General features: G+C 48.8%; 11 protein-coding genes. 3 read left to right on the forward strand and 8 right to left on the reverse strand.

The window, feature by feature from the left end; genetic code table 11:
• The first annotated feature begins 94 nt into the window (after nt 1-94).
• The 3 genes from AAC019_RS11135 to AAC019_RS11145 all read left to right on the forward strand — a co-directional run bounded on the left by AAC019_RS11135 (nt 95) and on the right by AAC019_RS11145 (nt 5,624).
• Nucleotides 95-2,671 carry an EAL domain-containing protein gene (locus AAC019_RS11135; RefSeq protein ID WP_339898953.1) on the forward strand — a complete coding sequence of 859 codons (2,577 nt, stop codon included), beginning with the start codon at nt 95-97 and terminating at the stop codon, nt 2,669-2,671.
• 232 nt (nt 2,672-2,903) lie between these two features.
• Nucleotides 2,904-4,313 carry a multiheme c-type cytochrome gene (locus AAC019_RS11140; protein WP_339898954.1) on the forward strand — a complete coding sequence of 470 codons (1,410 nt, stop codon included), beginning with the start codon at nt 2,904-2,906 and terminating at the stop codon, nt 4,311-4,313.
• Nucleotides 4,314-4,493: 180 nt separating this feature from the next.
• Nucleotides 4,494-5,624: a helix-turn-helix domain-containing protein gene (locus tag AAC019_RS11145; protein ID WP_339898956.1), complete on the forward strand. Its 1,131-nt coding sequence runs from the start codon at nt 4,494-4,496 to the stop codon at nt 5,622-5,624.
• 4 nt (nt 5,625-5,628) lie between these two features.
• On the opposite strand, the gene AAC019_RS11150 is transcribed toward AAC019_RS11145, so the two are convergent.
• The 8 genes from AAC019_RS11150 to dnaA all read right to left on the reverse strand — a co-directional run bounded on the left by AAC019_RS11150 (nt 5,629) and on the right by dnaA (nt 21,183).
• On the reverse strand, nt 5,629-7,188 hold the full coding sequence (locus AAC019_RS11150) for a sulfotransferase (RefSeq protein WP_339898957.1): 1,560 nt from the start codon (nt 7,186-7,188) through the stop codon (nt 5,629-5,631).
• Between the two features lie 42 nt (nt 7,189-7,230).
• On the reverse strand, nt 7,231-9,765 hold the full coding sequence (locus AAC019_RS11155) for a family 20 glycosylhydrolase (RefSeq protein WP_339898958.1): 2,535 nt from the start codon (nt 9,763-9,765) through the stop codon (nt 7,231-7,233).
• Between the two features lie 100 nt (nt 9,766-9,865).
• Nucleotides 9,866-11,467 carry a discoidin domain-containing protein gene (locus AAC019_RS11160; protein ID WP_339898960.1) on the reverse strand — a complete coding sequence of 534 codons (1,602 nt, stop codon included), beginning with the start codon at nt 11,465-11,467 and terminating at the stop codon, nt 9,866-9,868.
• 69 nt (nt 11,468-11,536) lie between these two features.
• Nucleotides 11,537-14,362 carry a TonB-dependent receptor gene (locus AAC019_RS11165; protein WP_339898961.1) on the reverse strand — a complete coding sequence of 942 codons (2,826 nt, stop codon included), beginning with the start codon at nt 14,360-14,362 and terminating at the stop codon, nt 11,537-11,539.
• 563 nt (nt 14,363-14,925) lie between these two features.
• Nucleotides 14,926-17,346, reverse strand: a complete 2,421-nt coding sequence (gene gyrB / locus AAC019_RS11170; protein WP_339898962.1) for a DNA topoisomerase (ATP-hydrolyzing) subunit B — start codon at nt 17,344-17,346, stop codon at nt 14,926-14,928.
• Between the two features lie 62 nt (nt 17,347-17,408).
• The gene (recF, locus tag AAC019_RS11175; RefSeq protein ID WP_339898963.1) at nt 17,409-18,497 is read right to left on the reverse strand and encodes a DNA replication/repair protein RecF; all 1,089 of its coding nucleotides are present in this window, start codon (nt 18,495-18,497) and stop codon (nt 17,409-17,411) included.
• 34 nt (nt 18,498-18,531) lie between these two features.
• The gene (gene dnaN / locus AAC019_RS11180) at nt 18,532-19,638 is read right to left on the reverse strand and encodes a DNA polymerase III subunit beta (RefSeq protein ID WP_339898964.1); all 1,107 of its coding nucleotides are present in this window, start codon (nt 19,636-19,638) and stop codon (nt 18,532-18,534) included.
• A 102-nt stretch (nt 19,639-19,740) separates the two neighbouring features.
• Nucleotides 19,741-21,183 (reverse strand): chromosomal replication initiator protein DnaA, encoded by a 1,443-nt coding sequence (gene dnaA / locus AAC019_RS11185; protein ID WP_339898965.1) that lies wholly within the window; start codon nt 21,181-21,183, stop codon nt 19,741-19,743.
• Nucleotides 21,184-21,350: the final 167 nt, after the last annotated feature.

Here is a 21,350-nt window from a genome sequence, read left to right on the forward strand (position 1 = left end):
TTATTACCACTGTAAAAGGAGGAAAAAAGCGCTATATTAAGCCTATGATCTGGCGATGCTTATGTTTTCACTTACTTAATCGGCTAAGTGCCCTATGAAGCTGGAAAACTTAACACACAATCCAGCCGCAAAATGGGCACTCTCTATGTGTGTGGCTCTTTTACTGGCCGCCGCCACAACCGAAATTATGCTCGAGCGCCATTTCAATGAATCGGCCATCAGCGACAAACAACAACAGGTTACCCAACAGCTAAATGCCCACGCCGCAGAGCTATCCGGCGCCATCAATAATAATTTATCCCTGATTAGCGGCCTGGCCGCTCATATCGGGCTGTTTCCCAACCTCTCTCAAGCTGAATTTGAAGATTACGCCGCAACGATATTTCGCCAGGAGCCGCTACTTAAAAGCTTGGCGGCCGCGCCCAACTTAGTGATTCGCTATCTTTATCCCGCCACCGACAAAAGAGAAATAATCGGCCTTAATTACCGCGATGTACCAGAGCAGATGACGGTTATCAAAGAGCTTAATCAGCGAGGCAAACTTCACCTCGCCGGGCCGCTTATGTTGGTTCAGGGGGAAGAAGCCGTGATTGGTCGGGTCGGGGTATTTACCCGCGAAGATGCGTTTTGGGGCATCGTCTCAGCGCCCATGAAAACCGCCGATCTTTATCAAGCGGCCGGGCTATTGGATGACAACCTCACCATTGAGATCGCGATTCGCGGACGCAACGCAACAGGCCCCGGCGGCGAGGTGTTTTTTGGCAGCGAAGAGGTATTTAACGATCCGCGCAGCATAGTCACCTCCATTAACGTCGGCCCGGGAAGCTGGCAATTGGCGGGCCGCCCAACCATAGGGTGGGAAAAGAACAATGTGGTATGGGTACTGCGCGGCGCCTTTATTATTATCGCTCTGCTTCTGCTTGTTGCCATCGTATCGCGCTACCGACAATTTCGTCGCGACGCGCACTATCAGCGCACACTGCAAAAAAGTGAAGCCCTGCTGCGAGAAGTGGGCAAGCTCGCCCTGGTGGGCGGCTGGCAATTAAGCCCGGTTAAAGATCAATTGATTATCTCACTATGGAGCGAGCAAACCGCTAAAGTTTTACGGATGGAGTACCACTCGACTCCGCCCACATTACCACAATTACTGACTCGCTTTGAGGCCAATCAAGCCAAAACCCTAAGCGCAGCAGTGACCGGAGCCAGCCTTGGCACCCCCTTTGATATCGAGTTAAATTTTATTTGCCCAAAAGAAGGTAAGTGCTGGGTAAGAATAATCGGTAAGCCTCTTGAAGACACCGCCCCACCCTATTCAGTACTTGGCTCTATGCAGGATATTACCGAGCGAAAACGCTTCACTGAAAAAATCCAACAACAAGCTATCTACGATCAACTTACCGGATTACCCAACCGGCTTTTGTTTCAAAACAGGCTAAGTAAAGCTATTGCCAAATCTCAGCGTGACCACACCCGTTTAGCAATTTTGTTTATCGACCTCGATAACTTTAAGCCGGTCAACGACAACCTGGGGCACGCTGTCGGCGATAAGCTTTTAAAAAATGTTGGCGGACGAATTAAAGCCTGCGTTCGGGCAACCGACACCGTAGCACGATACAGCGGCGATGAATTTATTGTTGTATTGCACGATATTCAGGACGCTAAAATTGCCGTGTCTATTGCAGAGCAGATTATTAAAGCGGTAAGCCAATCCTACAGCATTGACGCGAATCATGTTTTTTGCGGGGCCAGTGTGGGGATATCCATGTATCCGGACGATGGAGACACCGTGGAGTCACTGGTATCAAAAGCCGATCAGGCCATGTACGGCGTAAAACGATCGGGCCGAAACGGCTGGCAATTTTTTACTAAAAACATGCAGATTATTTCCGAAAAGCGCCATCTGCTAAGTACCCAACTGGTCACCGCCATCGATAACCATGAATTTAGCGTTTACTATCAACCGATTGTCGATCTAACCGAAAACCGAGTGTATAAATGTGAAGCTTTGGTTCGCTGGTTTAGAAACGGCCAACAGATTCCAACAGATGAATTTATTACCTTGGCCGAAGAAACTGGCCGCATTAATGAAATCGATCGATTTGTATTAGCCACAGCCAGTGAGCAGCTTAGTAGTCTCTCAAAACAACTAAATTGCAATATTGCTTTATCCATTAATGTTTCACCCCGGGTGTTTTCCAGCAAAGATGATTCACTGGACCGCTGGCTGGCACTTATAACGCGCGCTGCAGCTGAACTTGACATCACGGTAGAAATTACAGAACGGCTTTTAATTGAAGAGTCCGATCGCATTATGTGGGTGCTGACCAAACTAAAAACACTAGGAATCACGATTGCTATCGACGACTTTGGTACCGGGTATTCGTCGTTGAGCTATTTAACGAAATTCCCCATCGATATTATTAAAATAGATCAGTCGTTTATTAAAAAGCTGGGAATCGACAAAACGCCCGAAGCCTTGACCGAAACTATGATTGGTTTGTCTCATAAGCTTAACCTGGAGGTGGTGGCCGAAGGCGTTGAAACGCTCGAGCAACTTAACTATTTACGCCTCTGGCAATGCGACTTTGGACAGGGGTATTACTTCAGTAAGCCACTCCCGATAGAGGCATTTACGACGCTTATTACGCAACAAAAAAATACCCCACCTTAACGCTTGGCTGCATTATTACAGCATATAGTCACATAGACCCCCTTATTGCACGGCGTTAACGCGTAATCATTCGTGCTGTAACGCACAGTGATAATATTAAATACCAAAAAGTATTGATTATTTTGGTACTTAATATAACCTCTTCAGCAAAAAATATTGTCGCCTTGATAGATGCATACGCCATAAATTAATTCTGACAGCACGTCAGTAAAAATAATAAACGGAGTTATGCATGCACCTGATTAAGCTATTGCAACTTGGACTCATTTTGACTTTAAGTCTTGCGGCATTTGCCAATGCCGGCACGGCCATAGAACAACGTATTATCGATGAAGCCTTAACCCCCTTATTTGGCCCACATCGGGCAACGACATCCACCGGTAAGGTAATACCCGAGCACCGCTTCGACAACGCCCAGGTGTGTGCCGCGTGTCACAGCGATATCTATAAAGAGTGGAACTCATCGATGATGTCACACAGTTGGGATGACCCTATCTATCGTGCTCTGCTCAGTCGCGCGAGCAAGGCAAGTGGCGGCGAGCTTGATAATTTTTGCACCGGTTGTCACACGCCTACTGGTTTACTTACCGGGCAAGTTACCCGAGCCGATAACCAATCGCCACCGGATATCAATAACCCTGTAACCGATCTACCCGGAGTCGATTGCGAGAGTTGCCACAATATCAACGCCATCAGCGGTATCGATAACGGCGCCTATGTGCTCAACGATGCGGGTGAGCAGCGCATTAAATACGGCCCGCGGCGCGATGCACAATCGCCCTACCACGAAACCGCTTATTCACCACTGCATACTGAATCGCAGATGTGCGCCACCTGCCACAATGTCACACACCCACTAAACGGCGTCCCGGTTGAGCGCACCTACGATGAGTGGTACGAAAGCCCCTATCGGGCGGCCGGTATCAGTTGTCAGGACTGCCACATGAAGCCCGTAAAAGGGAAAAGCGCTATTATGGGGCCGGAACGCAGCGACCGGGCTACCCACTGGTTTGCAGGCGGCAACACGACCCTACTGGAACACTTTGGTCACACCGATAACGCCAAACGTGCCCGTGCTTTACTGCAATCTAGTGCCACCATCGAACTTGTCGATACGCCCAAGCGTATACAACCTGGGGCGCTAGCAAAGATAACCCTAAAAGTGACAAACACCGGTGCCGGACACAAACTACCCACAGGCTTTCCCGAAGGGCGCGAGGTGTGGGTGGATTTCCAGCTAAAAGATGGCAGCGGCAAAACCTTTTATCGCTCAGGTGCGATAAAAGACGGCAAAACCGAGCCCGGAACAAAAAACTTTATGGTTCGCATGGGCGATAAAAATGGTAAGAAAGTAGAGGTTGAGGTCTGGCGTATCACCCACATCATGTCCGACAATCGCATATTGCCCAAAGGCCATGAGTTAGTCGATTACCACATCCAAATACCAAACGACATCAAAGGCCCGGTATCGATTTCTGCCGATGTAAACTATTGGCCGTTTTCTCAGGCCTTCGCCGACGAACTATTGGGTAAAAATGCATTAGAGGTAAAGGTAGAGACGATTACATCGCTTAACGCCAACATACCCCTGCAACGCGAGCCATCGCCGCTGGCTCTAAAAAACGGCGAAGCAAACCACTAGCCAGCTGATGGCGTGCTTATCCAGCAGCGCCGCGCGCCAGCCCCTGTGTGCACTCTTTGCACCGGGGCTGCGCAATCCAAACTTAACACGCGCAACGTAATCGATCGGTTTTTATCCGCCATTTTTATCCCGCTATACATGATACAATTTAGCGGTAATTCGGTGAGGTTAAACACGACCATGATGACAACTCTCTACTTCAATCTAAACGATGTGATTTTGGTTCTCTCCATCGGTTTAAGTATCGTACTCGCGTTGTCGCAACCTCTGTTTTCTACCCGCAATCAACTCTCAAAGTATCTTCTGGCAAGCTTCTTTACCGCCATTGCCATCTCAGACATCGGGATTCTTCTGGTATGGAATTTACACCTTCCAACCACCGAATTGATCGATGATATAACGCCTTATTTCTACGCCACCTTTATGCTTCTTAAAGGACCAATACTGGTCTTGTATGTATCCAGCATTACTCAGGAGAACTTTTCACTGCAGCGAGAGCATCTTGCTCACCTTCTGCCGTCTATAGGCGTTTTCATTCTTATTATGGCGTTTCAGATCGATACGCCGTTATTACGGCTAGATACATTCGGCATATCCAGCACCACCTATCGCGCCATCGATACCGTTTGGTGGTTGGTAAAGATTATTCCGCTGCTTTACTTTACCTACGGATTCTTTATTGTTCGCAACTATCATAAAACCGTACTTACCCAAAACTCTGCCGTCAACGAACGGGCTATTATCTGGCTCTACCTGCTAACCATTGCCTATATCGGGGCGGGTATTTGGTCGGTTATGTTAAGTGTATTGGCGGTGCTCTATCGGCTTCCTTTTGGGGTGACCGATAACTATATAAATTTTTGCCTGCTCGTTTCTTTGTATTATTTTAGTGTTTCATTTTCTCAGTCAATTACAACGGCTAAAGTAGAACGCAAAAAAAATGATAGCCAAACAGAGAGCCTGGATAATATTACCGGTAAAATTATGGCCGGTATAAAGGAAGACAAACTCTACCTAAAGTCGAATATAAACGTAGAACAGTTTTCAGAGAGTATCGGCCTGCCTTATCGCGAGGTATCGTTTGCCATAAACCGCGTATTTGGTACAAACTTTTTTGAGTTTATTAATACCTACCGAGTAGAAGAAGCGAAGCGCTATCTGGCCGATGAGCGCCATTTGGATATGTCGGTGATGGATATTCTGCTGGAGTCCGGTTTTAACAGTAAGTCTTCTTTTCAGCGGTTTTTTAAACGACTGACCGGCGACTCACCCACCGAGTATCGCAAAAAAATGATCAGCCAATCGAATTAACCGGTTAGCCATAAACACCCGCTTTTGCTAAAACAGCTTTTACCTCAGTTAAGCACTCCTCGTAGTGCCGCCACCGCCCTACCGAATTGGTGTTGATCTTACTGCGCACCTGAACAGAGCTGGCGGTTGCCACGGGCTGAGCGTTTTTTTCAACCTGCAAATAGCATGGATCCCACGGTATCGCGCAAAAATCAAACAGCTTCTCGGCCTCTTCGGCCGGATTATTCACTAGGTTTTCGTAGTTGACGATGTAGAACCGATCGCCGTAATGCGATTTAAATCTATCTATAATGCGCTTAAAATTAACATAATAAGTCGCGGTATCCAGCAAGCTTAATGAGTAGCCGTTGGCAGAGTCATCAAAGCTAAATAGCTGCTTAAAATTACCCACAATGGTGTCTAGCGGGTGCCTGTCTAAACAAATAACCACGGCATCGTTCAGGGAGGATAATATCTGCGGTGTATAGAGTACATTTAACGGCAGCTTATCGATCAGCACGTCAGCATCCCGATAAAGATAAGCGACTGCTTCCCGATACAACAACCCCACTTGCCGATATTGGCTCTGCGTTAACGCACGGGTTGTTGCGGTCGATAAAAAATCGGGGCCAGAGTTCCCGGTTACTTTTTTCACAGCAGAAACAAAGTCGTAGAGCTCTCCGCCGGTTGCAACATCAGCGGCAGATGACAAAATTCGCTCTACTAACGTCGTACCCGTGCGCGGCATGCCAGCAACAAAAATATGCCGCGGTTTACCCGTTTTTTTCGCTACCGTTTGCGCGGGTGCGCCGGCAATGTGCTTTAGTATGGCTATATTGCTGTCAATGGATGCTTTAAAAAGGGCGTGCTTTTGCTTTTTACCGCTTCTGAGAGCCTCCATCGATGCCTTATAATCGCCAGACTCTTCCATTTTTTTTGCGATCGCATGGGCGAGATACAGCTTATTATCAGCATCAGACGCCGATGTGAACAGGTCCTGCAAAAAGGTTACCGACACACCCTGATTATATCGACTTCCGAGCGAAACCAATGCAGCGTAGGCTTTATAGTAATCCGGGCTTAACGCGATAGCCCGCTCAAACGCCTGCTTCGATTTTTCAAACTCACCAAAGTATTTATAGCAAACACCAAGATTAAACCAGTTTGATGCTTGACTCCCATCCAGTGCTACTAGTTTTTCAAACCAGTGACACGCATGCCTGTATAAAGACAATTGGTTGTAGCAAGAGGCGATCACGTCTATTAGTTCGAGCTCTTTGATACTATCAAGATCAAGCTGATCCAGAAACGAAATAGCCTGCGTTTTTTCTCCCACCAATGTCAGCGCACGACATAAATAAACCACATAGTATTGGTTTGTGCCGTTCAGCTGAATACAGCTTTTCAGCAACTCAACTTCTTTTAAAAAGTTTTTATACTTGTGGGCGATATAGCTTAATAAGTAGTAAGCTTCGGCGTTGCGGGAATCGAGCGTCAGTGCCTGCCCCAATAAACTGTAAGCCTGCTCATCACGCCCTTGTTGCAGGGCATCTTTTGCGTTTGATAGTAAGCGCTCGATTTCCACAGTAATACCTTTATTGCCTTACAACTATAGATTAGTTTACAACTATAGCGATAGGCCCGTCGCACGACTGGTTTGGCCACCTAGCCTGGAGCGAAACAAAGCCCGGGAATCAAACTCTACAGATGATTTCGTCACTTTATTCCAGTGTTGTCCACCATCAATGCTGGATTCAACCTCAAGGCCCGGCAATTCAGTGTTGATAAAAACCTGGCCAGATATTTTCTTTAACCCTGGCGGCGGTAAGTAAAAATTAACGCCCATACGGCTTAACTTGGGTAACTCTTTAAACACCAGAGACGATACAAAGCCCTCCCAGTCGCCCGCAAAACTATTGTCGTCTTCTTCGCTCTCCCACGCGGCCTTGTGCCAAGCCCGCTCAGCAAGCGCCAAAAGCCGTGGAAACACCATTGCCTCCATTTGCGACTGGCTGCGTACCACCTCAGTCCACAACTGACCCTGCAACCCTAGAATTCTCTCGGGGTTATCCAATCCAACGTGAACTTTATCCACCAGCTTATCGAGGTTTTCGATGGGGTTTCCGGTAAATGTCATCCGCGCATTGGCATAGAGATCGCCCGGCATAAACGAGAACACTTTTTTCAGATCGGTGTATCGCGCCGCCCAGTGATAACCATCTTCATAGGGGTTTGGCTGATGTGGGTGATCGAAGTACAAGTGCGTTGCTGATGACAAAACCACATCGTAGCCTGCATTTGCCAATACGTAAGCACGATCAGCAATGCCGTATTCCCAGATATTATCCCATGCATTGGCAATAACTTGCTTATTGGCAATATTATCGCGGGGAAAAGGGTTATTTTTATCGTACATCAACCCATCTTCCCAGCCAACCAAACTCAATCCGCGCTCGGCGGTAATGTCACCAAAACGCTTAACAAAGTAAGGTTTTAAATCATCCACTCCGGCTATGCCATTTGCCTCACTATTAATAAGCGCATTACAGATCGGCGATTTTTCCCAGGAGCCTTTGCCAACCTCGTCTCCCCCCATATGGAACACAGATAACTTGGTGCCAGCTTTACGGTGCATGGTTTGCAGCTCGTATACAACTTTTTCAATAAAGCGGTAACTTGACTCCATACAAACATTGACGGAGTTGTCGCTGTAGCTCTGTACCGTTAGATATTCAGATTTGTCATTGGGGTCGGATAACAGAAATTCGGCGGCCGCCTCATCCTTGCCCTGTTGCTTGAGCTTACGATACCGAGCTTTCATTGCCACAACAGCCGCACGGGAATGACCGGGCATGTCAATCTCGGGAATCACCTCAATATGACGATCATTGGCAAAGCGGACGATCTCTATATAATCATCAACGCTCAGATAACCACTTCCCGGATTGTCTTTGTCGGGCCCGCTTCCTAGTTGCGTTAGCAAGCAGCTATTTTCTTTTAGATCAAAACAACGATTTGAGCCGACTTCTGTTAACTCTTCTAAGCCCGGAATTTGAATGCGCCAGCCTTCGTCGTCAGTCACATGAAGGTGTAATTTATTGAGCTTGTAGCGCCCCATTTGCTCTAACAGCGTTAAGATCGCATCTTTACCGTGAAAGTTTCTCGCGATATCGTAATGCATACCTCGCCACGAATAACGCGGCGAATCAAATACGCGCACCGCCGGGATCTTTATCGAGCTACTCTGCTCGGTAAAAGGTACCAAGCTAAGCAGGCTTTGTACGCCGTAGAATATCCCTGTGGTATCGGCCGCACGAATATCAATATTGTTGTTCTTAACGTTGAGTTCGTAGCCGTTTTCTTCGGTTATTTTACCATCAATGATAAGGCGAATTTTTTTATCACCCGATTCGTTATTTTCTATGGGAAGTACAACACCCAAGAACTCTAACGATCTTACCAGGTAGCGTGCTTCAAACCCAAGGCCACCGGCTTGATACACGGACCAATCCGCATCAATACTCGCCTCACCTCTGCTGCTATGCACTTCACGGGGGGTGGGCACTATGTGGGTTTGCGATTTATTGAGTGGATTGGTTTTGTTCAACTCATAACGCTTCTCGGCATCGAACACCGCAAAGTTATCTCGTGCCGGTTGGTCAAAGCGCAAGTACTGCTCGGGCTTTAGCAACGGGTAGGTGTAATCGGCAGGGTTGCTGGTATGGGTACTGGCGAATACATAGCTATTGCCATTGTCGTCCACCATAAAAGCATTGGGAACAATATAGCTGTAGGTTGCAATATGCCCCCTCGCCTCAAACTCCACCTTAATTTTTTCGCCTGGCGGTAATCCCGCGAAGTTTTTTGTGGGTGTTATTTTGTACAGATCCCCCTGCACCCTCTCAATATTCACTTGATCAGATTTAGTGTCGGTAATTCGTCGCACATAGTGAATGTACATTGTCCAGGATTTATTACTGGCCTTTAGATCAACACTTGAAAGATTGTTAATTTCAAAAAAAGCACTGAATTTTCCATCGTCTTCAAAATTACTGATGACGCCATACTTAAACTCCGCCTGCTCCGTAAACTCCTGAAAGTCTACAGCCAACACTGATGCAGAGGTGAAGAGTGCCACGATAAAGGCAAATATAGTTTTCATATTAATCTCTAGCCAAAGAGTGTGATGTGACAGAGGCTCACTTAACCGCTGAGCCTCTGTTAGTTGTTCGATAACAGGTATCCGTGTTATTGCCGGAATCTCAGATGACAGGGTCGCCGTAAACTTCAATTTCTTCCATTGAATAGCCCCACTGTGGCAGCGCTTTTTGCGCTCCCAGAACACGAATATAACGAGCGTTAGTACCCTGGTACTGAAAACTGTTATAAAGGTTTTGGTTGGCGCTAATGCTCGATATCTCAGACCAACCAGCACCATCCAAAGAAACCAATATTTGATAGTTCAACGCATACGCAGCATCCCAAATGATGTCTATCTGAGACAGGCTGAATACCCCACCAAGATCAACCTGAACCCACTGATCACCTTGATACTCACTGGCCCAACGACTGTTGCTCGTCACACCATCAACGACTTTGCCCGGCTCGTATCCTGCTGCGATATAAGACGACGCAATCACCGGCTTACCTAACGCCAGATTAGTGGTAGAAGCTGCACAAGTTGGATCTTTAGATACACTAGCTGACTGCGAAACCTGGCTCGTTGGGTTGCTTGTGTCGTAGCTCACAACCCTTGCGCTGTAGCTCCCGTATTGCTCCGTGCCAATCGAAGTAATAGATAACACCGAGCTATCGGCATTTTGATAAGAGCCGCCATTCGTGAGGCACACACCATCTTTGAACCAACCAATATCTTTTGCTACAGCAGAGCTGGTTACCGTCAAATCGACTGAATCACCATTGCACACCTCAGCTCCTGTAGGGTTAGAGGTTATATGATTGACCGCGGTGCTATTAATATCTGCAAAGTAGTTGTACAAAAACCATGTACTACCCATAACCTCTAGATTTTGCTGCCATTGCTCGCCGAGTTGCTGATATTCACTCAGCCATGTTTTAAACGGCTGATCAATGGAGTGAGTTTCAAGCCAGGGGCCCATAAAGTAACCGGTTGGATCACCGGTGTTTTCGGGGCCTTCGTTAGAGAATATCGGTGCTATTTTTACGCTGCTGTTACCAGAGGCTAAATATTCCAGACGGTCTAAACCATAGTTGATAATATTCAGATCATTTTGACGGTAATAATGTACCAGTACCCGATCTACCGCGTCTGCTAGGCTCGCGCCCTCTTGCTCTGTTATCCAGCCAATATAGATTTCCGTTTCAAGGTTGTGTTGTGTAGCAACGGTGGAGAAATAGCTCAGTATATTTAGCGTATTCTGAAAGGACGCTGCCCTATCACTGCCGTGCCAAAACTCGTACTCGAGATTGAGAACATCAATTCTCTCTTCGTTTGACCGGTTGCTGTTGTAATTGACAATTTCATCCGCTGACGCTGCCGCCCCTAGTGCGGCAGCGACTTGCTGTACGCCAAAATAGTTTTTCGCTCTTGATATCAGGTTAGCAAGGTCGTCTTCCCGGCCCTGAACATTACTCATACCTTCTAAGTTGTAGAAAATTAGGTAGTTGATGCCATTGTTCCTGGCAAAGGTTAGCAACTCTGTTTCTTTGTTGAAGTTTCCTAGAATGCCGCTGCTGCCATTTCCCAACGCAACATACATCCCATTAATATCGACGCAATTTCCACCGACAAAAGCCGATGTTTGTTCAGCTTTGGAGGGAAAAGAAATAAGCGCGAAGATTACCAGTAGCAATGGCCCGGAAAGCCTACCAAATAGCTTCACTGTGTATACCTCATTCGATTTTAATTAAAAAAGACCCGGTAAAAACCGGGTCAAAGCGAGGATAAAGCGTTAGAAATTAGCTCGAACGCCAACGGTATAAAGAGCGCCGGTATCTTCGTAGCCAACAAACTGGTTCTCGTAGCGGCCGTATTTATTCACGGTTTCACCGGTTATGTTAATGCCCTCAACAAACAGTGTTAGCACATCGGTTAAATCGTAATTGACACTAAAATCCAGAGTACCGTAATCATCGTAATGAACCGGCTCGTTGGCAGGGCCGTTAAACACTAACCCAAGAAATGAAGTTCTGTAGTTGTAAGCGATTCGTCCTTCAAAATTACCCTGGCCGTAGAAAACCGAAAGGTTTCCGGTATCGCTTAAACCTGGCAGTGCAAACTGCTCGGCATCCGAGGCCTCACTTAACGACGCGCTGCTGTTAACAAACGTATAGTTGGCCGTAATACCCAAACCACTATCAAACAAATGCGTTACGTTAATCTCGGCACCTTCAATCTTGGCCGTTTTGCTGTTTTGTGGCCGCGTTACCATAAACTCACGCCAAGACGGATCTTCGACTTCGATACCCGGAATCGTCTCCGGGCTTGAGTAGCGCACAATAAAGTCTTTAATGTCTTTTTGGTAAAGTGCCAACGACAGAATATTCGAATCACCATAGTAGTACTCAAACGATACATCGTAGTTCGTCGACTTATATGGCTTCAGGTTGGGGTTGCCCCCCATCGCAGTACGGGTAGAAACTGTTGTGGTTTGGTAGGTTGTGTAAGGCGCCAGCGCCGATAAGGTTGGGCGCGTTAAGGTCTCACTTAGGGCCGCACGAATGTAGAATTCCGGGGTAACCTCAAGGGTCGCGTTGATCGACGGCAACCAGTTGTCGTAGTCGCTGTCGATTGTCACGGCAGTGCCCGCCGCATCGGCGTAGTTTTGTACTAGCCAGGGCGAAGGTGGTTCACCTGGCAATGTGCTCTCACGCTCAAGTGACTCAAGAACCTGTGTTGTACCATCGGACTCAACATCGGTGGCGCTATAACGCACACCACCCGATAGGTACAAGGGCATCGAGAACAACTCAGTATCGATATCTACCTCTAAGTAAGCCGAGGTGACACTCTCTTCAATTTGATAGGAGTCGTTCGAACGAACGGCATCCCAACTGCTGTTGTTAGCCAAAAAGGCTTCTTTTGAAGCAATACCGGTGGGTGTGTTGGCCTGTGTCCGGCCGTCGATGTTTTCCGCCATCCACTCCCGGTAAGCTTCCGGATTAATCATATAAACATCAGCGTTAAGCCCGCCGAAATTATCCCCAGAGTGCATAACACCCTCTACGATACTGTCGTAGTCAATTTCCTGCCGGGTGGCCAAACCATGGTACATACGACGGATTAATTCGGGGGTTGCCCAGTACTCGGTTTGTTTGTCCGAGACGGTTTTATTAACACCAAACTTTACCGCGCTGATGCTGCTATTGCCTGGCTCCCAGGTAAAATCCAACTGATACTCATCGTTAACGCCTTTGTTATAAATACCGTCGTTCGATGTGATTCGCGCCCGCAGATCTTGCATGTTCTGACTGCCCATCTCGGGCCGGATCGCCTCTTCATCTTTATACTGGTAGCTTGGAATACCACCATTGGAGGTGAGGATATATCCGGGGCGATCTAAAAACTCGAGAATGTACATACGGTCTAAGCCGCGGTTATCGAGTTCAGCCTCTGAGCGAGATATATCCGCCACCATAGAGAACTCATCGGTGATAAACCACTCGGCGTTAAAACCGCCAATAACCGACTCGGTGGGACGCTCAGTGGTGGTTAACAGGTGCGCATAACCACTGATCTCGTAGCCATCGTCGTAGCCATGATTGATCACATTGTAAAAGCCGTTTTCGTCCACCTGATTAACATCGGACAAGGTGGGCGCCCACATGTACGAGCCTGTGGAATACTCTTTGGTAGAGGTATCGTAATCCGAGTAGATAACGTCAGCGGTTAAGGTCAGGTTGTCTGTGGGGCGCGCCTGAAACACCAGGTTGCCGCCAACTCTTTTGCGGGTCTCCTCGGTGGTGCCGGCATAAAGGCTTTGAATCCGGTAGGTGTCTTGCTCCAGGCCATCACCGGAATAGGCGTAGCCTCCCCCCCAACCCTGACTCGGATCGGTAAATGTTAAAAAGGGCTCCAGGGTGGTTTTGGTTATAAATTCGTTCTCGACGGTGTATTTTGCCGCCGATCGCTCTTGATACGTCATAGACGCCAGTACGCCAAACATTCCGTCGTTAAAGGTATCGCTGATGATAAACGAGCCTTGTGGGCTCACATCTTCGCTATTTTCTTCGTACATACCTTTTAAGGTACCGGCGAACTTAAAGCCGTCGTAATCCAGCGGTCTGGCGGTCACAATATTGATCGTACCGCCCAAACCACCCTCTTTTAGAGTTGGCGCCGACGTTTTAAAGACATCCACCGCACTAACCAACTCAGAGGCCAGGGTGTCAAAGCTAAAGGCACGCTCTTCGTTCTCGGTAGCCGGCGAACGACCGTTCACCATAACCCCGGTAAAGTCAGGGCCAAGGCCACGAATACTGACAAAACGACCTTCACCGCCTTCGCGATCAATGGCAACACCCGGAACTCGCTGCAAGGAGTCTGCGACATTGTTATCGGGAAACTTGCCTAAATCTTCGGCCGAGATGCTGTCCGAGATCAGCATTTCATTGCGTTTGCGGTCAATGCTTCGCTCGATACTACCGGCAATACCGGTAACCACAACCTCTTCTATCAGGTCGCTATCAAGTGCGGTTGATTCTTGTGCAAATGCCGCCGTGCTATACGCCGTTAGAGTGCCGACAATCGCTAAGGATAATTTGGATCGTTTTAACATCAGGATATTCTCCCCCAAGGTAACTTACGGTTAGGCCCTTTTAAGTGGTCGATGTTGTTATATGTCCACACGCTAAGTCACGTGCAGGCAGGACAATGTGCTCTTTGTTCGGTTCGACCTGTTATCCCGATAGTTAAACGATCCACCTTTCGGGTCGACCCAGCTTCGCAATACGCTCAATTTGACCCGGGTCACTTTGCGAAAAAAAGTGACCACAATCCTAACATTATGATTTTAAAAGGTATTTTATAATTTCTGCGCAAGTCGCTTAATAACGATAAAAATTGATTTAAGCGATAGGCTTGCGCCAGATCAGAGCGAATCTCTAAAACGCCACCGTTTATTTTGGCCAACAAGTTTTATTAACCTGCAAAACAATCAACATTAATCAGACAATCGCCACAGAGCGCAAAAATATGTAACCGATTACATAACTGTAAGATAACCCAAGTAATGGGCGTAAAAAAGCCGATACCGCACTACTGGCAATATCGGCTTTGACTATTTATGACCCCAAGGGCATCAACCTGAGCGGTATAACCGTTGGCGTTTTAACCTGACTATTACACGTCCAGGTTGGCAACGGCTAGTGCGTTTGACTCAATAAATTCACGGCGGGGCTCAACATGGTCCCCCATCAAAGTAGTAAAGATTTGATCGGCACCAATGGCGTCGGCAATATTTACCTTCAGCATACGCCGGGTTTCAGGGTTCATTGTGGTCTCCCACAATTGCTCCGGGTTCATCTCACCAAGGCCTTTGTAGCGCTGAATAGAGTAACCACGGGTTGCCTCTTTCATCAGCCACTCAAGCGCTTGCTGAAAACTCTCCACCTCTTGAGTTTTCTCGCCGCGCTGTACGTAAGCGCCCTCTTCAATTAAGCTTTCGAGCTTTTCGCCCAGCGCGATAATCGAACGATATTCACCGGAGGCAAAGAACTCGTGGTTGAATGGGTATTCCGCTGCCACGCCGTGCTCGATGATCTCGATATGCGGCAAAAACAGGTGGCGCTCGTCGTCTTCGCGCACACTGATTTCGTAGCGGTCACTGCCCGCGCGATGAGAGTTAACAAAGTGGCTTGCTAACAGCTCACACCAGTTTTCCATATGCGCCTGATCACCCAATTGATCGGCATTGAGCGATGGCAGGTGAATCATCTGCTCCAGTACGTCGCTAGGGTATAAACGCGACAGTCGATCTATCGTGTCCATGACCGTACGAAACTCGCGAACCAACGCCTCCAGCGCTTCGCCACTAACGCCTGGCGCATTCGCATTAACATGCAGGCTGGCGTTTTCCAACGCGGCTTGAGTAAGAAACTCTGTACGTGCCGCTTCATCCTTCAGGTATTGCTCCTGCTTGCCTTTAGCGATTTTGTACAGAGGCGGCTGGGCAATATACACGTGGCCGCGCTCGATAAGCTCGCGCATCTGACGGAAGAAGAAGGTCAGCAACAAGGTGCGGATGTGCGAGCCATCCACATCGGCATCCGTCATGATAATAATGCTGTGATAGCGCAGTTTTTCCGGGTCAAACTCGCTTTTACCAATACCACAACCCAGCGCGGTTATCAGGGTGCCCACCTCCGCCGACGAGAGCATTTTATCGAAGCGCGCTTTCTCGACGTTCAGAATCTTACCCTTAAGCGGCAAAATAGCCTGAGTTTTACGGGCGCGCCCCTGCTTGGCAGAGCCACCGGCTGAGTCACCCTCCACTAAGTAGAGTTCGGACAGCGCGGGGTCTTTCTCCTGGCAGTCGGCAAGCTTGCCGGGTAACCCGGCAATGTCCAACGCGCCCTTGCGGCGTGTCATCTCACGGGCTTTACGGGCCGCTTCACGGGCGCGGGCGGCATCAATCATTTTACCCACGATGGCCTTGGCCTCTTGCGGGCTCTCGAGCAAAAAGTCGGTAAAGTTCTGCGTCATTTCTTGCTCAACCGCGGTTTTCACCTCGGATGACACCAGCTTATCTTTGGTCTGAGACGAGAATTTTGGGTCTGGCACCTTAACCGAGATAATCGCCGTTAACCCTTCGCGGGCATCGTCACCGGTGGTGCTCACTTTGGCCTTCTGGGCTAACCCTTCACGCTCAATATAAGTGTTCATACTGCGGGTTAGCGCCGCCCGAAACCCCGCCAAATGGGTGCCACCATCGCGCTGAGGGATATTATTGGTGTAGCAAAAGAGGTTCTCCTGGAAGGAGTCATTCCACTGCAACGCCACCTCTACGGCAATCCCGTCATCGCGCGTGGTATTAAAATGCACAACCTTGTTGATAGGGGTTTTATTAACGTTAAGGTGCTCGACAAAGGCCCGTAAACCACCCTCATACTCGTAAACCTCTTCTTTACCGCTGCGCTCATCTTTAAGCACAATGCGCACACCAGAGTTAAGAAATGACAACTCGCGCAAGCGCTTTGCCAACAACTCAAAATGGAATTCAATGTTGGTAAAGGTATCGGCGGAAGGCTTAAAGTGAATCTCGGTACCTGTTGTGCTGGTATCGCCCACAACCTCCAGCGGCTCTTGAGGCACGCCATGACGGTAAACCTGCTCGTGCACCTTGCCACCACGGCGAATGGTGAGCTTTAACTCTGCAGACAAAGCGTTAACCACGGAGACACCCACGCCGTGCAAGCCGCCAGAGACCTTGTAGGTGTTGTCATCAAACTTACCACCGGCGTGCAGTACTGTAAGAATTACCTCGGCGGCCGAGACGCCCTCTTCGTGCATCTCCGTGGGAATACCGCGGCCATTATCGGAGACAGACACGGATTCGTCGGGGTGGATGACCACATTGATCTCAGAGCAGTGACCTGCCAGAGCTTCATCGATAGAGTTATCCACCACCTCAAAGACCATATGGTGCAGACCGGTGCCGTCATCGGTATCACCAATGTACATGCCTGGCCGCTTACGTACGGCATCCAGACCTTTAAGAACTTTAATACTGGACGAATCATAATTGGGGATATCGTCTGACATAGGTCTTACACTCCGGGTTTATTCGTTTAGCCGGCGCTATACCTGCGCGAGCTTGATTATTCCTATCCTAAAATCTCGCCGTGTTCCACGTGGAACAGTTTGATGTCTCGTTCTGGCTTATTCTGCCAAGGTGCCAATAAGGCCTCTTGCTCTACTCCGGTGACAAAAACCTGAGTATTTAAACGATCCAGCCAGTCCACCAACAACTGACGGTGCTGCTCATCCAGCTCTGCCGGCAGATCGTCCACCAGATAAATGCACTGACGGCCGGTGAGCTTAGCAAAGACAACCCCTTGAGTTATCTTCATGGCGCAAACCAAAAGCTTTTGTTGACCACGGGAGAGTACATCTGCCGCTGCATGGCCCTTGATGCGAATCCTGATATCGCCTCGATGAATACCGGCGCCGGTGTACCCCAAGCGACTGTCCCGCTCAAGCGTATCGGCCAGCACATCAGAGTAGGATTTATCTTTATCCCACCCTCGATACAGGCTTAGAGTCAAACCATCAGCCATAACAAACTCGTCTATCAACTGATGAAACACTTCGCTAAAGGCGGCAAACGCCTTCGCACGCATCTGCGAGATCTGCTCACTTACAGCGATAAGCTCTCGCTCCCACACGCGCAGCTCAGAGCCCTCTATTCTATCACGGCGGAGGATACTATTCCGTTGTTTTAAACAACGCTGTGAAGCCTTCCAGGCGCTAAAGAAGCCTGGTTCCACGTGGAACACCAACCAATCGAGAAATTGCCGGCGAACACTGGGGCTCCCCTCTAGCAATAAGAAAGCATCGGCGTTAATCACCTGTAACGGTAGCAAGGCGGCTAACTCTGCCAACGATGATACCGGCTGCCCATGCGCCTTAAAGGCAGAATCGCCAATGCGTGAGCGAGACACGCCCAGCGGGATCTCACCACTCACGTCAGCCACGCGGCCAAAAACCGTCATATCCGGCTGCAGCTCGTTAATTAAGGCTTTGATTTTGGGGCCGCGAAACGAGCGACCAAGGGATAAGACGTGGATAGCCTCAAGAATAGAGGTCTTCCCCGAGCCATTTTGACCATAGATAAGGTTAACGTCTAAGGATGGCTGAATATCGACCGAGGTAAGATTACGTAGATTCTGGACAACCAGCCGCTTGAGGGACATACAGAAAGGAAAGTATTAAATGACAAATGCGCCCTTACAGGCGCATTGGCATAACAACGTAAAGCGAATCACCATCGTCGACAGGCTCTTCCAGCAAGGCGCTGCTGTTGGCATCAGACAGGGTGATTTTAATGGTGTCGCTGTCGATCACATTAGCAACATCCGTTAGGTAGCTAACATTAAAGCCTACTTCGAGCGAGTTGCCGCTGTAGTCTACCGTCAACTGCTCTTCCGCCTCTTCCTGCTCTGGGTTGTTGGCCACAATGGTTAACTGGCCATCCTCCAGCAGTAAGCGCACACCACGGTATTTTTCATTGGATAGAATCGCAGTACGGGAAAATGCTTGTTTTAACTCGGTGCGGGAGCCAAATACTATCTTATCGCCACCGCGTGGCAATACCCGCTCGTAGTCTGGAAACTTACCGTCGACCAATTTAGAGGTAAAAGTGTAGTCCTCCGAGGTAACCCGCACGTGGTTGGCGCTTAAGGTAATATCAACCAGGTCCTCAACATCCCCCATTAAACGGGACAACTCCAGCACACCTTTACGCGGTAAAATCGCCTGGATAGTATCAGCGGTATTAACGCCCACCGCCCGGGTACACATAGCCATGCGGTGCCCGTCGGTGGCCACCACACGCAGCTGATCTTGTTTAACTTCCCAGAGCATGCCGTTTAAATAATAACGTACGTCCTGTTGCGCCATGGCAAAGGCCGTGCGCTCAATCAGGCGTTTCACCTCACGCTGCTGACAACTAAACTGTAAGTCACTAGGCCCATCTTCGACATTGGGAAAGTCTGTGGCCGGCAAGGTCGACAAGGTAAAACGGCTGCGGCCGCTTTTAAGAAGGATTCTACCCTCCTCTTCAGCCAGCTCTATATCGGCATCGTCGGGCAAAGACCGCACGATATCCACAAACTTGCGCGCCGGTACGGTAATCTCGCCATCGATACCCGGGCTTTCCAGCTCAACCCGACCGACAATTTCCACCTCGAGGTCGGTGCCTGTCAGCGACAGACGGCTTCCCTCTAACACCAGCAAAACATTGGATAAAACTGGTAATGTCTGGCGGCGTTCCACCACACCTGATACCAGTTGCAGGGGTTTTAATAAAGCCTCGCGGGATACGACAAGTTTCATGTGCTGGTCTCTTCGTCTGGTCCATTTTGCTGAATAACTGGCAACCTAGAGTCAATCTGGTCGCTCCTTGGGTGCCCGTAACTATACCTAACAGGTTGGTAATTAGGTGGTTAGCGAGCGCAACAGATTTTTTAAGTCTTCGCGAATATCCGCGTCTTCTTCTTCTAACTCTTTAATTTTTCGGCAAGCGTGCAATACGGTTGTGTGGTCACGGCCACCAAAGGCATCGCCAATTTCCGGCAAGCTGTGGTTGGTCAGTTGCTTTGCCAGTGACATTGCCACCTGGCGAGGGCGAGCTACCGACCGCGAGCGACGCTTAGAGAGCATGTCGCCAATTTTAATTTTGTAATACTCACCAACCACACGCTGAATATTCTCGATACTGACTTGCTTGTCCTGCAGTGCCAGCAGGTCTTTCAGGGCCTCACGCACCAATTCAACATCGATTGGCCGACCCGTGAAGTGAGCACTTGCTATCACCCTTTTAAGTGCGCCTTCTAGCTCCCTTACGTTCGAGCGAATACGCTGAGCAATAAAGAAAGCCGCATCATGGGGTAAGTCTACCGCCACCTGTGCCGCTTTTTTCATCAAAATTGCCACACGCATCTCAAGCTCTGGTGGCTCTACCGCAACGGTCAGGCCCCAACCAAAACGAGACTTAAGGCGCTCCTCCAACCCATTGATTTCTTTCGGGTAGCGGTCACAGGTCAGAATAATCTGTTGCCCACCTTCTAACAAGGAGTTAAAGGTATGAAAGAACTCCTCCTGCGAGCGCTCTTTACCGGCAAAAAATTGGATGTCATCAATTAACAGCGCATCCACCGAGCGGTAGTAGCGTTTAAAGTCATTAATCGCGTTTAACTGTAGCGCTTTTACCATGTCGGCCACAAAGCGCTCTGAGTGTAGATAAATGACCTTAGCGTTGGGGTTTTTATTGATTAAGGCATTACCCACAGCCTGCATCAAGTGGGTTTTACCCAACCCCACGCCACCGTAAATAAACAGTGGGTTGTAGGCGCCGCCTGGGTTTTCTGATACCTGACGTGCCGCCGCTAACCCCAACTGGTTAGACTTACCCTCAACAAAGCTATTAAAGGTAAAGCCGCGATTGAGGTTATCTTTATGCTTTAACCCGCCCTCTACGCCTGAGCTCATCTCTGGAGCGGGCGCTGGAGCCGGTTTGGGGGCTGGGGCAGGCGCAGCGGGCCGCTCGCTGCTAGCACCGACACTCGATGTATGCGACTGCCTTACAGGGGCCGCTGGGCCAGGCGCTGGGCGACTGGTGCGAGGGGCTGTTCTGGCACCCACACCCACTTCAATCGCAAACTCCGGGCCGTCCTGATAGTGCTTGGCAAGCTCGGTAATACGCTCTAAAAACTTCTCACATACCCAATCGCAGACAAAGCGGTTGGGCGCCAACAGGCGAAGTAGACCCGCATCGGCCTCCTCATCGATTTTGAGTGGGCGTATCCAGGTATTAAATTGCTGTGAGGGAAGCTCCTCACGCAAACTGGACACACAATAATTCCACACCGAATGCGGCAAAACACGACCCCCAACAAGCCAATTTATTAAAAATAAACGAAAGCCGGGTAGTGTACCGCCCACACTAAAAGTTATCCACATACCGGGTTGATTATTTTTAGCCAACTGCCAAAAACTTTATTTATACTCAATAGATGATTGATAAAAAAAGCAAAAAAAGCTTCAGG

The organism is uncultured Gilvimarinus sp. (assembly GCF_963975215.1).
GTDB lineage: Bacteria > Pseudomonadota > Gammaproteobacteria > Pseudomonadales > Cellvibrionaceae > Gilvimarinus.

What these genes read in the sequence shown, in the direction of transcription:
- AAC019_RS11135 (WP_339898953.1), top strand. Translation starts at nt 95, where the DNA reads ATGAAGCTGGAAAACTTAACACACAATCCAGCCGCAAAATGGGCACTC.
- AAC019_RS11140 (WP_339898954.1), top strand. Translation starts at nt 2,904, where the DNA reads ATGCACCTGATTAAGCTATTGCAACTTGGACTCATTTTGACTTTAAGT.
- AAC019_RS11145 (WP_339898956.1), top strand. Translation starts at nt 4,494, where the DNA reads ATGATGACAACTCTCTACTTCAATCTAAACGATGTGATTTTGGTTCTC.
- AAC019_RS11155 (WP_339898958.1), bottom strand. Translation starts at nt 9,765, where the DNA reads ATGAAAACTATATTTGCCTTTATCGTGGCACTCTTCACCTCTGCATCA.
- AAC019_RS11165 (WP_339898961.1), bottom strand. Translation starts at nt 14,362, where the DNA reads ATGTTAAAACGATCCAAATTATCCTTAGCGATTGTCGGCACTCTAACG.
- gyrB (WP_339898962.1), bottom strand. Translation starts at nt 17,346, where the DNA reads ATGTCAGACGATATCCCCAATTATGATTCGTCCAGTATTAAAGTTCTT.
- recF (WP_339898963.1), bottom strand. Translation starts at nt 18,497, where the DNA reads ATGTCCCTCAAGCGGCTGGTTGTCCAGAATCTACGTAATCTTACCTCG.
- dnaN (WP_339898964.1), bottom strand. Translation starts at nt 19,638, where the DNA reads ATGAAACTTGTCGTATCCCGCGAGGCTTTATTAAAACCCCTGCAACTG.